Origin of the sequence: Subtercola sp. Z020 (assembly GCF_002931235.1) — a bacterium.
Lineage (GTDB): Bacteria > Actinomycetota > Actinomycetes > Actinomycetales > Microbacteriaceae > Subtercola.
This window is the reverse complement of sequence record NZ_PSTT01000024.1, coordinates 1-14,520: the sequence shown is the minus strand read 5'-3', so window position 1 is coordinate 14,520 and position 14,520 is coordinate 1. Positions and strand designations below refer to the sequence as shown.

General features: G+C 69.5%; 9 protein-coding genes and 1 tRNA gene. 2 read left to right on the top strand and 8 right to left on the bottom strand.

Going from position 1 to position 14,520, the window contains the following annotated elements; all coding sequences use genetic code 11:
* Positions 1-228 precede the first annotated feature (228 nt).
* The 4 genes from C5B96_RS17530 to C5B96_RS03040 all read right to left on the bottom strand — a co-directional run bounded on the left by C5B96_RS17530 (position 229) and on the right by C5B96_RS03040 (position 4,685).
* On the bottom strand, positions 229-345 hold the full coding sequence (locus tag C5B96_RS17530; protein WP_199176532.1) for a PIG-L family deacetylase: 117 nt from the start codon (positions 343-345) through the stop codon (positions 229-231).
* Positions 346-488: 143 nt separating this feature from the next.
* A tRNA-Met gene (locus C5B96_RS03050) sits at positions 489-562 on the bottom strand.
* Positions 563-627: 65 nt separating this feature from the next.
* The gene (locus tag C5B96_RS03045) at positions 628-3,513 is read right to left on the bottom strand and encodes a UPF0182 family protein (RefSeq protein ID WP_104242847.1); all 2,886 of its coding nucleotides are present in this window, start codon (positions 3,511-3,513) and stop codon (positions 628-630) included.
* Between the two features lie 74 nt (positions 3,514-3,587).
* Positions 3,588-4,685, bottom strand: a complete 1,098-nt coding sequence (locus tag C5B96_RS03040; RefSeq protein WP_233188962.1) for a PDZ domain-containing protein — start codon at positions 4,683-4,685, stop codon at positions 3,588-3,590.
* A 163-nt stretch (positions 4,686-4,848) separates the two neighbouring features.
* Here C5B96_RS03040 and C5B96_RS03035 point away from each other — a divergent pair, with 163 nt between their 5' ends.
* A complete protein-coding gene (locus C5B96_RS03035; protein WP_104242845.1) occupies positions 4,849-6,279 on the top strand; it encodes a zinc-dependent metalloprotease in 1,431 nt (476 codons plus the stop codon).
* A gap of 927 nt (positions 6,280-7,206) precedes the next feature.
* Here the strand turns inward: C5B96_RS03035 and C5B96_RS03030 are convergent.
* Both C5B96_RS03030 and nudC read right to left on the bottom strand, forming a co-directional pair.
* Positions 7,207-8,961, bottom strand: coding sequence for an ATP-dependent helicase (locus tag C5B96_RS03030; RefSeq protein WP_233188961.1), 1,755 nt, complete (start codon positions 8,959-8,961; stop codon positions 7,207-7,209).
* Positions 8,958-9,905, bottom strand: a complete 948-nt coding sequence (nudC, locus tag C5B96_RS03025; RefSeq protein WP_233188960.1) for an NAD(+) diphosphatase — start codon at positions 9,903-9,905, stop codon at positions 8,958-8,960. The genes C5B96_RS03030 and nudC overlap by 4 nt, the downstream gene beginning before the upstream one ends.
* 61 nt (positions 9,906-9,966) lie before the next feature.
* On the opposite strand from nudC, the gene C5B96_RS03020 reads away from it, so the two are divergent.
* Positions 9,967-11,019, top strand: coding sequence for a phosphotransferase (locus C5B96_RS03020; protein ID WP_104242841.1), 1,053 nt, complete (start codon positions 9,967-9,969; stop codon positions 11,017-11,019).
* Here the strand turns inward: C5B96_RS03020 and C5B96_RS03015 are convergent.
* Both C5B96_RS03015 and C5B96_RS17290 read right to left on the bottom strand, forming a co-directional pair.
* Entirely contained in the window at positions 11,016-14,219 is a 3,204-nt protein-coding gene (locus C5B96_RS03015; protein WP_104242838.1) for an ATP-dependent DNA helicase, read from the bottom strand. The genes C5B96_RS03020 and C5B96_RS03015 overlap by 4 nt on opposite strands.
* Positions 14,216-14,520, bottom strand: a 305-nt coding sequence (locus C5B96_RS17290) for a hypothetical protein (RefSeq protein WP_158507107.1), incomplete at its 5' end; no start/stop codon positions are given. The genes C5B96_RS03015 and C5B96_RS17290, both read right to left, overlap by 4 nt.

The window sequence follows — 14,520 nt, the reverse complement described above, 5'->3', positions numbered from 1 at the left end:
GCGCGACACCGGCCCGCCCCGCGCTTAGCTCGCCACGCCCCTGACCCAGGCCCGCCGGCGCCGCCGCGGCCGCGCGCAACCGAGGATCGGGGCCGCGAAGGGTGCCGCAGCGCCCTCATCGCGCGGCACATCCTCGGCTACGCGACGCCCAGGCTGGGCTACGCGCCGTGCGCCACGCAGCGCGGTGCGCGTCGGTGCCGACCACAGGGGACAACGGCTCCGAGATATTCACCAGCGGGCGGGCGGCAGGGAGACGCTGTGGCCGCTCCCCACCAGCTGGGCGACCAGAGCGCCGGCGCCGATCTCGATGTCGTCTGGATGCGCCCCCACGGCCAGGACATGCACGTTGCGAACCCGCTCCCCCGCCGAACCCCCTCGGCGAGCCACAAGCCTAGCGCGGCAAGGCGCAAAGCCCAGCGCGGCGAGTCGCGGCGGGAACGACGAAGGCCCGGTCTCGTGGAGACCGGGCCTTCGTGTGTCGCGTTCTGTTGCGGGGACAGGATTTGAACCTGCGACCTCTGGGTTATGAGCCCAGCGAGCTACCGAACTGCTCCACCCCGCGGCACAAGATGTAACACTACCACAGTGTTTCGCAGCTCGTGACCGCGGGGCACCGCGGGGCAGTGGCTACTGCTGGCCCGAGGCGGCGATGGCGGCGTCGACAGCGTCTTTCAGCTGTTGGTCGGCCACGCCGTAGGCGGTCCAGTCCGCAGCCTGCAGGGCAGCATCCCGCGCCGTCAGGGCCGCCTGCGCATCGCTCAGCGCCTTGGTGAGCGCGGCGTTGTCGCCGGTGCCGGGAGTGGCGCCGGTACCCGATCCAGAGCCCGTAGCGGGCGTCGTGACGCCCCCATCACCGGCCGTCGCACCCGAGTCTCCACCGAACAGATCGTCGAGCGCCGCGTCGAGCGTGTCTTCGAACGCGATCTTGTCGCCGAAGCCGACCAGGATCTTCTGCAGCAGCGGGTAGCTGGTCTCACCGCGCGACCGCACGTAGACCGGCTGCACGTAGAGCAACCCGCCACCCACCGGCAGCGTCAGCAGGTTGCCACTCAGCACCTCGGTCGACCCCTGTTTGAGCAGGTTCAGCGCCTGCGACACGGTCGGATCGGAGTTGAACTTGTTCTGCACCTGGCCGGGGCCGGGCACGGTCGCGTCTTTCGGCAGCGTCAACAATCGCATCTTGCCGAAGTCGGCGGCCTTCTGCCCCGCCACCGAGCCGGCGTTGGAGTCGACGGCGAGGTAGCCGTTCAGGCTCTTCGACGTGTCTTCACCCGTCAGCGGGATGAAGGTCGAGTAGAGCGAGTACTGCGGCGAATCCTGCCCCGGTACCTGCAGCGTGAGGTAGTACGGCGGCTGCACGGTCGGGTTCGAGGCCGGCGACGTGGGGTCGTTCGGCGTCGTCCACGCGTCTTCCCGCGAGTAGAACGAACCCGCGTCGGTGACGTGGTACTGGCCGAGGATGGCGCGCTGCACCTTGAAGAGGTCGGCCGGGTACCGCACGTGGCTCATCAGGGCCGCGCCCATGTCGCTCAGTGGTTTGACGGTCGACGGGAAGATCTTCTGCCAGGTCTGCAGCAGCGGATCCTGGTCGTCCCACGCGTAGAGCGTCACTTTTCCGTCATAGGCGTCGACCGTGGCCTTCACCGAGTTGCGGATGTAGTTGATGTTGTTGTCGGGCGCGTACCCCGGCTTCGGGGTGTAGGTGTCGGCGATCGCCGCGCTCAGCCCCTCGGTGCGGGAGTACGGGTACTCCGATGTCGTCGTGTAGCCGTCGACGATCCAGACCACCTTGCCGTCGACGACCGACGCGTAGGGGTCGGAGTCGATCGTCAGGTAGGGAGCCACTTTCGACACCCGGTCGGCAGGGTCACGGTCGTAGAGGATCTGCGAATCGTTGTTGACCGCCTCCGACAGGAAGATCTGCTCCGACTGGAACTTCAGCGCGTACGCGAGCTTGTTGAAGACATTGTCGAGCTTCGGCCCGCCGTTGCCGGTGAAGGTCGTGTAGGTCTGCGAGGCTCCGTCTGTGCCCGACGGGTAGTCGAGTTCGATGTTCGGCGAGCCTTCCGGCGCCCCGACGATCGAGTAGTCGGGCGAGTTCTCACCGAAGTAGATGCGCTGCTCGTAGTCGCCGAGAACGCCGGTGCTGGGGATGCCCGACTCCGCGAACACGGGCTGGCCGTCGACGGAGCGCTGGTTTCCGTAGGCCGCGACGAGCCCGTAGCCGTGGGTGTAGACGACGGTCTGGTTGTACCAGCTCGCCGACGTACCCAGCTGGTCGAGGTTCAGGTCGCGCACCGTCGAGACCGTGTCCTGGGTCTTGCCGTCGATCGTGTAACGGTCGACGTTCAGGTCGGTCGGGAACTGGTAGTACTGCCGGAACTGCTGCAGCGCGGCGAACGTGCTCGAGACGAGCGCCGGGTCGAGGATACGGATGCTCGAGGTCGTGGCCGCATCCGCCCTGAGCGCCCCCGGCTCCGCCGTGGTGGTCGCGTCGTACGGGATCGTGTCGATGTCACTCACATCGTAGGCGTCACGGGTCAGGTCGATGTTCCGCTGCAGGTAGGGCTGCTCGAGGCTGCGCTCAGAGGGATCGACCTGGAAGCGCTGGACGACCCACGGGTAGAGCGACCCGAGGATGAGGCCGCTCACGATCAGCAGCGCCGTGCCGATGACGGGCAGACGCCAGCGGCCGATGAAGGCGGCGAGCAGGAACAGCACCGCCACGATCACCGCGATGCCCGCGAGGATCTGGAGGCCCGGGATGGTCGCGTTGACGTCGGAGTACGACGCACCCGTCAGCAGGCCGCCGGTGTTCGAGAGGGTCGCGAACTGGTCGAGCCAGATGCTCACGCCCTGCAGCAGCAGGTAGACGCCGGCCGTGATGGCGACCTGGATGCGCGCGGTCTTCGAGATGCGCACCTCGCGCTGGCCGAACCGGATGGCGCCGTAGAGGTAGCTCGTCGCAATGGCCGAGATGCCGGCGATCAGAACGACGGCCGACGCGAAACCGACGACGCTCTGCCAGAACGGCAGGTCGTAGACGTAGAACGAGATGTCGAGGCCGAACTGCGGGTCGGTCTTGCCGAACGACGTGCGGTTCAGGTACTGCAGCGTGACCTGCCAGCGCGTGGCCGCCGAGACACCGGCGAACAGGCCGAGCACGGCAGGGATGCCGATAGCCGCGAGGCGCCGGAGCGGTTCGACCACCTGCTGGTACCGATCGAGCTGCGAGTTGAGCTTGGCGTACACCGGCCGGAACCGGAACGCGATCTCGATGCTCACGAACACGGGGATCGCCATGGCGAGGAAGCCGATCGCGAACATCACCGCGCCCGCGATCCACTGGGTGGTCAGCACGCTCAGAAAGCCGAGCTGGTCGAACCAGAGAACCTCGGTGTAGAGGTTGGTGAAGACGAAGAACAGAATGGCCAGAACGGCGATGACCGCGATGGCGACCGCAATGACGGTGCGCGACCTTCGTGCGGGCTTCTGGGCTGTGGAGGAAGTCACGGATAGCCTCTTGTGTTAGCTGTGGGTGTTCGCCCAATCCTAGACAACCATTGCTGGGAAGCGGCCCGTCGCGTTCAGCTTGCGGCCTGAACCGTGTCACAGGTCGGCAACGAATCCGTGCTCGCTCCCGACGAGAGATCGGAGAGCACGGCCAGCGAGTCGCTGAGTGTCTGCACGGCGAACACCTTCAGGCCGTCGGGAACGTGGCCGACCACTTCGTCGCAGTTCGACGCCGGTGCGAGGAACACCGTCGCCCCGCTCTGTTCTGCGCCGTACAGCTTCTGGCGGATGCCGCCGATCGGGCCGACGGTGCCGTCGGCCGTGATGGTACCGGTGCCGGCGACCTTGTCGCCGCCGTTCAGCTCACCGGGGGTCAGTTGGTCGATGATTCCGAGCGCGAACATCATGCCCGCGCTCGGCCCTCCGACGTTGTCGAGCTGGATGTCGACCGTGAACGGGAACTCGTAGGTGTTGCTGGGGGCCGCGCCGATGCCGAGCAGGATGGCGCCGTCTGCCGCTTTCTTCGGCGTCACCTGCACCGTCTGTTCGGTTCCCGAACGGCTGATCACGAGCGAGGCGGGTGCGGCATCCCCGTTCGCCGTGATCGCGGCCTTCAGCTCGTCGACCGTGCTCACCGCGGTACCGTTCACCGATTCGACGATGTCGCCGGCTTCGAGGATGCCCGCCGCCGCGGAATCGGTGGCCAGCTGGGCGACGCCGACCTTCTGCGACGAGGTGAAGGGGATCTTCAGGTCGGTGAGTGCCGCAGCGATCGCCTCCTGCTGGGAGTCGACCATCTGCGCAGCGTTCTGCTCGTTCTGCTGGTCGACGGTCACCGAGGGCGGGTAGATCGCCTCGAGCGGCACGACGGCGCGGCTGCTGTCGAACCAGGCACCGACGATCTCGGCCCAGCTCGGGCGGGAGTCGGGGGTGCCGACCACCGAGACCGTGAGCATGTCGAGCGCACCCGAGGTGGGGTAGGTCTCGGCACCGCTGATCGAGATGAGGGGCACGGCCGAACCGTCGTGGTCGCTGGTGCCGAGGGTGTTGAAGACCGGCCCCGGCTGCTCGATGACGTAGGAGGAGGGGATGAAGCTCATGCCGAGTGCCAGTGCGAGGGCGGCGATAAGGCTCGTCCAGCCGATCGTACGGCGACGGGAACGCTGGCTCACGGAGGCCTTTCGAAGGAGGGTCGAGGGGTGTTCGCCACAGGCGCACGGCCCGGCGACCCAGCTTATGAGAAATCCCAGCTTGGCGAACGGGCCACCGGCTAGCGTAGAAGCCGATGCTGATAGGCGGCACAGAGCAGCCTTGACGCCCAAGAAGGGTAAGACTGTGACTGACGAGCCTGACAAGAACTCCGAAGACGAGTTCACCGAGATGCTGCGCCAATTCCTGTCGGGCAACTCCGAACTCGACCCGTCGAAGCTCGCGAGTGCCGCAGGGCTGCCGTCTGACCCGGCCGCCGTCGCGGCGCTGATGCAGCAGCTGCAGAACGCCATGCAGAGCAGCGGAGACGGTGTCGACTGGAAGGTGGCGCTCGATGCCGCCCAGCAGATCGCCGTCGCAGACGCCGCCCCGACCTCCCCCGGCCAGCGCTCGGCGCTCGAGCAGGCCCTGCACGTCGCCGAACTCTGGCTCGACGAGGTGACCTACGTGACCGAGCTCGCAGCGACACCCCGCCTGCTCACCCGCAAGGAGTGGGCGACCGCCACCATGCCGGTGTGGACGCAGGTCGCCGAACCCGTCGCGCTCAGCATCGCCGACGCCCTCACCAGCGTGCTGAAAGACCAGGCGCCCGAAGAGCTCTCGGGCATGATGGCCAGTGCCAGCAAGCTGATGCGCAACATCGGCGGAGCCCTGTTCGCGATGCAGCTCGGCCAGGTCGTCGGCCAACTCTCGACCGAGGTCGTCTCGGGCGGCGATGTCGGCATCCCGCTCATGGAGGAGCAGCAGGCGGCACTCGTCCCGCAGAACCTCGAGGCCTTCGGCGAGGGCCTCGACATCCCGGCCGACCAGGTGCAGCTCTACCTCGCGGTGCGGGAGATTGCGCATGCGCGGCTGTTCCGGCACGCGAAGTGGCTGCGGCTGCACATGATCTCGTCGATCACCGAGTTCGCCCGCGGCATCTCGATCGACACCGGCCGACTCGAAGACCTCGCGTCGAGCTTCGACCCCTCCAACCCCGAAGAGCTGCGGCAGGCGATGGTGAGCGGCGCGCTGATCCCGCCGAAGTCCGAGTCGCAGCTGCAGGCGCTCGCCCGCCTCGAGACGACGCTGGCCCTGGTCGAGGGCTGGGTCGACGTGGTCACGGCGGCCGCGACATCCCGCCTGCCCAAGCGCGACGCCATCGCCGAGACCGTGCGGCGTCGCCGGGCGACGGGCGGCCCCGCAGAGTCGGCGTTCTCGACGCTGGTCGGGCTGGAGCTCCGGCCGCGCCGGCTGCGCGAGGCTGCCGCGATGTGGCAGGCGGTGACGGATGCCGTCGGCCCCGAGGCTCGTGACGCCCTGTGGTCGCACCCCGATGTGACCCCGACGACCGATGACATCGACAACCCCGAGGCGCTCGTCGCGCGGTTGCTCGCCGGCGCCCCGGAGCCCGACGAGATGGACCTGGCGCTGGAGGACTTCTTCCGGGCGGAGGAGGCGGCCGGGGCCGGCGATGCGGGCGACGCGGCTGGCGCGGCCGGCGCGGCCGGCGACGGTGGGGCTGCCGGAGACAGTGGGGCCGACAGGCGCGACCCAGAGGCGCCGCCCGCCGTCTGATCCGCCGGGTCTCGGCCTGTGGATAACTTCTGACGGCTCCGTCGCCGGTGGTGCACGATGTGCTCATGAACGAACACATCGGCACCCTCCGGCTCGACCCGCGGCATCCACTGGTCTGGCGCTCCCCCACCTCGCTGCAGCTCGGCGTCGACGCGCCGATCGTGCGCTTCGACGCCGTCACTCCGGCCGAGGAGCGCATGCTGCACGCGCTCACCACCGGCGTCAGCCTCGAAGGGCTGCGGATGATCGGGGCGAACTCGCGCGGGGCACCGAGGTCTGCCGCGCGCCTGCTCGAACGGGTCGCGCCGGCGCTGGAGCGGGCCGGCCGGCCCCCGGTGGCTGCGCTCTCGCGGGCACCCCTCGCCGGTCACAGGATCGCGCTGGGCGGCAGCTCCCCGGTCCGTTCAGCAGTGGGCGACGCGCTGCAGAGCCTCGGGGCGGAGGTGTTCGACGATGCCGACAGCCGCGAGACAGAGCGGTCCGGTGACTCGGGAATGCCGGTCGACCCGCTGCCGACGCTCGCGATCGTGGTGTCGTCGTGGTTCACTCCTCCACAGCGGTCGGCGGCGTGGCTGCGACTCGACGTACCGCACCTCGACATCGTGTTCAGCGATGCCGAGGTCACGCTCGGCCCGCTCGTCGTACCGGGGCTCGGCCCGTGCCTGCACTGCCGCGACCTGCACCGTCTCGAACGCGATGCGAGCTGGCCGGCCATCGCGGGCCAGCTGATCGGCCGTGCGGCGCCGACCGAGGTTCCGCTCACGGTGATCCGGGTGCTCGCGGCGCTGGCCGAATTCGTCGTGGCCGAGTTCGTCTCGGCGGAGTTCGTCGCGGCCGAGTTCGACACGGCCGAGTTCGTCGCGGCCGAGGCATGCGGCGGCCGGAGCATCGGCCGGGTTCTGCGGGTCGACGCCGAGACGGGGGTGGTCAGCGAGGGGCGGCAGCCCGGGCATCCGGAGTGCGCGTGCCGAGCTCTGCCAGAAACCGTGACGGGGCCCGGCTCTGCGAACGGCTCGCCCCGGTCTCCGCCCACGACAGCATCAGGCGCCGGCGGGCCCGGGTGATGCCGACATAGAGCAGACGACGCTCTTCGTCGACCAGGTCGAGCGTGGTCGCGTAGCTGATCGGCACCAGGCCCTCGCTCAACCCGATCACGAACACGGTAGGCCACTCGAGGCCCTTGGCCGAATGCAGGGTGGCCAGAGTGACGGCCGAGATCGTCGGTTCGTGCTGGCCGGCCTGGCGTTCGAGCAACTCGTCGGTGAACGCGCGAAAGCTCGTGCGCGGCGGCTGCTGCTCGGCGAGGCTCATGATGGCGTTCAGCGCCTCCCAGCGGTCGCGAACGGCTCCGCGGGCCTCGGGTGGGCTCTGCGACCAGCCGAGCGATCGCAGCACGTCGCTCACCGACTTGAAGAGGGGCTCGCCGCTGATCGAGACGGAGGCGGCGCGGAGCGACATGATCGCCTGCTTCACCTCGGGAAGGTCGAAGAAGCGCTGCGCCCCGCGGATCTGGTACGTCACGCCCGCCTCGGCGAGCGCTCCTTCGAGCGCGGCCGCCTGTGCGTTGATGCGATAGAGAATGGCGATGTCTTCGGGGCGGGTGCCGTCGGCGATCGAGCGCGCGACCGCGGCCGCGACGCCGCGCGCCTCTGCCGACTCCGAGGCGTATCCGGTCACAGTCGGTTCGGCCCCCCTGTCGAGCTGGCCGCCCGCCGCGCGGAGCGTGAGCGCGCCGGTGCGCCCCCGCATCAGGCGGTTGGCGGTGTCGACGACGGCGGGGGTCGAGCGGTAGTTCTGCTCCAGCCGAACGACCGTGGAGTTGTCATAGGCCGAGGCGAACGAGAGCAGCAGGGCCGACTGCGCCCCGGCGAAGGAGTAGATGGTCTGGCTCGCATCGCCGACGACGCAGAGGTCCCTGCGGTCGCCGAGCCACAGCGAGAGCAGGTGGTGCTGCAGCGGCGAGACATCCTGGTACTCGTCGACGACGAAGAAGCGGTACTGCTCCCGCACCTGCATCGCGACGGAGGGTTCGGACTCGATCATCCCCGCCGTCGCCAGCAGCACGTCTTCGAAATCGAGCTGGCGCCGCTCGTCTTTGATGCGCTCGTAGCCGCGCTGCAGGTCGAGCACCTGTTCCACGCTCAGCGAACCGGGCATCGCCCGGCTGCTGCGCGCCGCGAGCTCATACCGCTCGAGGGAGAGGTTCGAGATCTTGCGCCATTCGATCTCCGCGGCGAGATCGCGGAGGGTCGCCGTGTCGACCTTCAGCTTCAGGGTCTCGGCGACCTGGCCGAGCAGCCGGGCCTTGCCCTCGAGCAGACGCGGCACGTCACCCCCGACGACCTGCGGCCAGAAGAAGTTCAGCTGGGCGAGCGCCGCAGAGTGGAAGGTGCGGGCAGAAACCCCTCCGGCGCCGAGCGGTCGGAGCCGGGAGCGCAGCTCCGCAGCGGAGCGCGTGGTGAAGGTCAGCGCCATCACCTTGCCCGGGGGGAAGACACCGGTGGCCACGCCGTACGCGATCCGGTGCGTGATGGCACGGGTCTTCCCGGTGCCGGCACCCGCCAGCACGACCACCGGGCCGAGCAGCGTCTTGGCCACGACGCGCTGTTCGTCATCGAGACCGGAGAGCAGGGCATCCGCTCCCGTTGCAGGCAGGGAGCGCTCGTCGCCGGGCGCGGTCACCAGGTCGGCCGGGGCAGCGGCCCGCCGTACCAGTGCTCGATGATGGCGCGGGCGATCGATGACGAACCGGGCAGCAGCACGGTCTGGGCGGGGTCTTCGAGGTCGGCGCGGCTGAACCAGCGCACGTCGAGGATCTCCTCACCGTCGGGCAGCAGGGGGTCGGCAGCCGTGACCGGATCGACCCGCGCCAGAAAGCCGCACATGAGGGAGGCGGGGAACGGCCAGGGCTGAGACCCGAGGTACTCGGGTTCGAGGATGCGCACGCCCGACTCCTCGAACACCTCGCGCACCGTCGCCGCTTCGAGCGATTCCCCCGGCTCGACGAAGCCCGCGAGCAGCGAGTACCTGTTGTTCGCCCAGAGCGCGTTCGACCCGAGCAGGATGCGGTCGTCGGCGTCGACGATCCCCACGATCACGGCCGGGTCGGTGCGCGGGAAGATCTCGATCTGCTGAACGGGGCACCGGCGTACCCAGCCGCCCTTCTCGGGAACGGTCTGGGCTCCACACCGCGGGCAGTGCGTGTGCGAGTGGTGCCAGTTCAGAATGCCGAGGGCCTCGGTGAAGGCGCCGGCATCGCGGTCGTCGAGGTCGGCGGCCACCAGCCGCAGGTTGACCCAGCGGCTCTCGTCGGGTTCAAGGGCCTTCGCGGCCTCCTCCGAGAGTTCTGCCGCGACGAGACGGGTGCCGACGGGCTCGAGGGAGGTCTCTGCGAGGGACCGGCCGAGATACACGAGCTGCTCGGCGTCGCCCAGTACGGAGGCGCCGAGAAAGACGAGCCGGGAATGCTCGGGGTCGAGCAGCGCCTGCTGGTTGAAGATCGGCAGCACCCGCGTCGACTCGTCGGCTGCGAGCACGTCGAACAGGTCGGGGATGTCCCGGGTGAGGTGGTCGCGATCGATCTCGAAGCGCGAGAGAGGGAGGGAGGAAAGAAAAGTGTTTGGCACGGGTTGACCAATCATGCGTGGCGAAAGCCTGCGAGCGAAGAAGCCGCCCTACCCTGAAGGTATGGCCAGATCCTCTCTCACTCTAGCCGCGCTCGCCACCGCTGCCGTCGCTGAGCTCGACGTCGTTTCGGCGACCCCGATGTCGACCGGCCTGACCGGCCGGTTCGACTCCGCACTGCTCCAGACGAGGGGCGGCGACCAGCTGATCATCCGCGTGCCGACCTCGCAGGAGGCGGAGACGGAGCAGTCCGGCGACCTCGTCGCGCTGCGCGCGCTGACCGCCGGTTCCCGGAAGCGGCTGCCCTTCCGCGCGCCGGAGTTCGTGGGCCAGGCGCCCGTCGGGCAGACGCGCGGTGTGGTCTACGACTTCATCCCCGGCTCCCCCGCGAGCCTCGACAGTCTCGATGAGAGCGTCGGCCTGGCCGAGGGTTTCGGGCAGGCGATCGCTGCCATCCACTCCCTGCCGACCTCGGTCATCACCGACGCCGGGCTGCCCGTACTCAGCGCGAGCGAGTCGGCCCGCGCGGCGACCAGCCTGAAGAACAGGGCCGCGGCGACGGGCAGGGTGCCTGTCGAGTTGCTCACCCGCTGGTCGGTCGCACTCGACGACAGCGCCCTCTGGCAGTTCCAGCCCGCCGTCATCCACGGTGCCCTGGGGCCGGAGTCGTTCCTGGTCGCCGGTGAGCGCGTGACGGGCATCCTCGACTGGTCGAACCTCAAGGTGGGCGACCCGGCGAGCGATCTCTTCTGGCTCAGCTCGGTCTCGCACGAGGAGTCGGCGACCAGCGTCTTCTCGGGGTACAACGTGGGCCGCGCCGGCCCGGTCGACCGCCAGCTGCGAAAGCGCGCGCGGCTCTACGCAGAGCTCGAGATCGCGAAGTGGCTGGTGCACGGCTCCGACCTCCGCGACCCGTCGATCGTCGACGATGCGGTGACGATGCTGAACGGGCTGGCCTCCACCGCGCAGGCCGACCTGGTGAACCCGCTCTCGAGCGACACCGGGCGGGTGCTCGCGGTCGACGAGGTCGAGGCGATGCTCAACCAGACGCCGCGGCGCGAGCCTGTGGCAGCCCGCGACCACGCGAACGCCGCCCGCATCAGCGACGACGACTAGGCCGGCTGGCCGCTGCCGACCCGTTCCCAGAGCGCCAGCAGCTCGTCTTCGGAGTAGACCCTGTCGGGCGTGATGGTCTGGTCGACCCCCACGAAGTAGAAGACGGCGTCGATCTCGTCGGGATCGATACCGCGAAAGCGCGCGTAGGCGAGTCGGTAGAGCGCGAGCTGCAACTGCTTCACCTCGAGATCGTCGGCGTCGGCCGGCGCCCGGCCGGTCTTCCAGTCGACGATCTGGTAGCGCCCGTCGACCCGGAACACGGCATCGATCTTGCAGACGACGATGTTCGCGCCGAGCACGAGGTGGATCTCTATCTCGACCTCCTCCGGCTTCGACCCCGCCCACGGCGAGGCCTCGAAGGTGGCCTGGAGCCGGGCGAGCTCTACCTCTTCGGCCTCGTCGACGGCCCCGGCCTCGAGTCGCGGGTCGAGGTCGAGCTCGCCCGCACCGGCGTCGAGCTGCTCCGAGCCGCCGACGAGCCCGAAACGGTTCTCGACCCAGGAGTGGAAGCGGGTTCCCAGCCGGGTCTGGCGATACGGCCGCTCGGGCATCGGTCGGCCGAGCTGCCGCAGCACGGCGCCGGGATCGGTCACGTAGTCCTTGAAGCGGGAGGCGGCGACACGGGTCGGGATGATCAGCTCCTCGCCCGCCAGAGCCGATGCGCGCTCGGCGAGAAGCAGCTCGATGTCGCGCGACCACGGTGTCGACTGGCCGGGGTCGGCCTTCTGCACGGCCTCGGCTGCTCTCCGCACCCGGGTCGCACGGCTGCCGAGCGGCGCGAGCGGCCACGGAACGAGCAGTGACGACTCGGGCAGGGGGTTCTCTTCGCTCTCGGGAGCGTCGGGCACGGCATCTGGAGCCACCAGGCCACCGGCGGCGAGCTCGGTCAGGAAGAGGCCCGGCGAACGCGGCTTCTGCTGGGTCGACCAGAACGACCCGGTGAGCAGCAGCGCCTCGCGGGCACGGGTGACGGCGACGTAGACGAGGCGGCGCTGCTCGTCGGCGTAGCGCGCCACGATCTCGTCGGTGTAGGCGCTCTTGGCGGCCTGGAACTCGGCCTGGGTCGACACACTCCGCCAGGCGAGCGGCGGGAGCTGGCCCGCGTCGCCCCGGAATTCGAAGGGCAGCTCGCCGAAGGCCAACCAGCCCTGCTTGCTCTGCGGCTTGCCGGGAAGCTCGTCTTCGACCATGCGGGGTACCGCCACGATGTCCCACTCCAGCCCCTTCGAGCCGTGGATCGTGAGAATCTGCACGGTGCCGGGCTCGGGCTCCTCGGAGCGGGGGCTCAGCCGGTCGCGCTTCTCCGCCTCCTTCAGCCAGGAGAGGAAGGGGCCGAGCCCGGCCGTGCGGTCGGCGGCCACGAACCCGGCGATCTGTTCGGAGAACGCGTCGAGGCTCGCGCGGCCGAGGTAGGAGGCCTCGTTGGCGGCCACTTCGACGTCGAGCAGCAACTCCTGGGTGACGAGGTTGACGAGGTCGAGCAGGTCGAGTCCGGTGCGAGTGCGGAGGAAGGCGAGTTGTCGGCCGGCGGCACGCAGACGGTCGAGGCCTTCGGCACTGAACTGTTCGAGCATCCGGTGACCGGCCGGCGCAGCGGCCACGAAGTCGAGCGCGTCGACGAGCGAACGGCCCTCGTCGGAGACGACGGAATCGCGGATGCGCCTGGCGAGCTCGGCATCGAGCTTCGCGAAGTGGTGGTCGCGCTCGACCAGCCAGGTCGCCACCCGCGAGAGTTCGGCGATGTCGCGGAGGCCGACGTGCCAGCGTGCGCCGGTGAGCAGGCGCACGAGCTCGGACTCGGCCGTGGGGTAGTAGATCACCCGCAGCGCGGAGACCAGGTCGGCGACGGCCGGCTCTTCGAGCAGGCCCCCGAGGCCGAGCACGTGAAAGGGAACGCCGCGCGCCTCGAGGGCGCTGGTGAAGGCGTCGATCTTCTTGATCGAGCGGCAGAGCAGCGCAGCAGACCGCACCCCGCCCTTCGCGCCCGGCACATCGAGCTCGGTCGCGAGCCACTCTGCGACAGCGGCCGCCTCGTCGGCGATGGTCTCCCCATATAAGGCATCGAGCGTGCCCTGGGGTGCGGCGGGCCGCGGTTCGAGCGTCGAGACGGGCACCGACTGGGCCCGGGTCAACGGCGCGACCAGGGTGTTCGCGGCGTCGAGCACGCGCTGGGGGTTCCGCCAGCTCGTCGACAGCGGAAAGGTGAGGGCTCCCTGCGGGTCGCCGGTGAAGTCGTGGGCGAACGTTCCGAGGTTCGCAGCGCTCGCCCCGCGCCACCCGTAGATCGACTGGTGCGGGTCGCCGACGGCCATCACCGGCTGGCCGGCGAACAGCGTGGAGAGCAGGCGGGTCTGGCCCACGCTCGTGTCCTGGTACTCGTCGAGCAGAACGACGCGGAACCGCTCGCGGTACTCCTCGGTGACGCGAGGGACGCGCTCGGCGATCGAGAGGGCGAGGGCGACCTGGTCGGAGTACTCGACGAAGCCGCGGCGGATCTTCTCGTTCTGGAACCGGTCGGCGAGGTCGACGAGCACCGGCAGCGCGGTCACGGCCGCCAGCGACGATCGCAGCTCTGCGTTCAGGGTGGCGACACGCGTCGACCCCGTCGGCAGGTCGGCCAGCTCGGCGAACTCCCCGGCCATGCGGATGACGTCGGCCGAGGTTGCGACGTTCTCACTGAGTGCACGGCTCAGCGAGAGAACGGCCTCGGTGATCGTGTCGATGGATTTGTCGAGGCCGACCAGCCGCTCGTCTGTGCTGTTCGTGACGAGCCGCCTCGCGATCTGCCACGCCGACGCCTCGCTCAGGATGCTCGAGTCGCCCTCCCTGCCCACCAGCAGGGCGTTGTCGCGGAAGATGCTGTTCGCGAACGAATTGTAGGTGGCGACAGTGGGCGACTCGAACGGGTCGAACACGACCGGCGTCAGTTCGGCCGCCGCGAGCTGGTCGATGCGCGAGCGGATGCGCTGGGCGAGTTCGCCCGCTGCCTTGCGGGTGAAGGTGAGACCGAGCACTTCGGAGACGCTCACGTGCCGGTTCGCCAGCAGCCAGACCACCCGGTTGGCCATCGTCTCGGTCTTGCCGCTGCCCGCGCCGGCGATGACGATGCTGGGCGCGAGCGGTGCCTCGATGACGGCCTGCTGCTGGGGGGTCGGCGGTGGCAGGTGCAGGGCGGCCGCGATCGCCAGCGCACTGATCACGCGCTCACCGCCTTCACGAGGTGGATGCGGTACTCCCACGCTGCGTGCGGGTCGCGCTCGGGCAGCGTCTCCCTCCCCGGGAAGGTGTTGCCGGCCATCCCGACCGCGGCACGCTCGACGCGGTCACGGAAGAAGGCGATCGCCTCGTCGTCGAGCGGCTCCTGACTGAGCAGCTTGTAGAGCACCTTGTTCGCCCCCGCTCCCGAGGTCAGCGCCACGTAGAGCAGCACGGCACCGCCGAGGGTGGGGGCGGTGCCGTGCTGCTCTACGTGGCGCTGACCTCGGGAGCGGGGGCGAACAA

Excerpts from the sequence above, each read along its gene's own strand:
- C5B96_RS03020 (WP_104242841.1), top strand. The coding sequence starts at position 9,967 with ATGGCCAGATCCTCTCTCACTCTAGCCGCGCTCGCCACCGCTGCCGTC.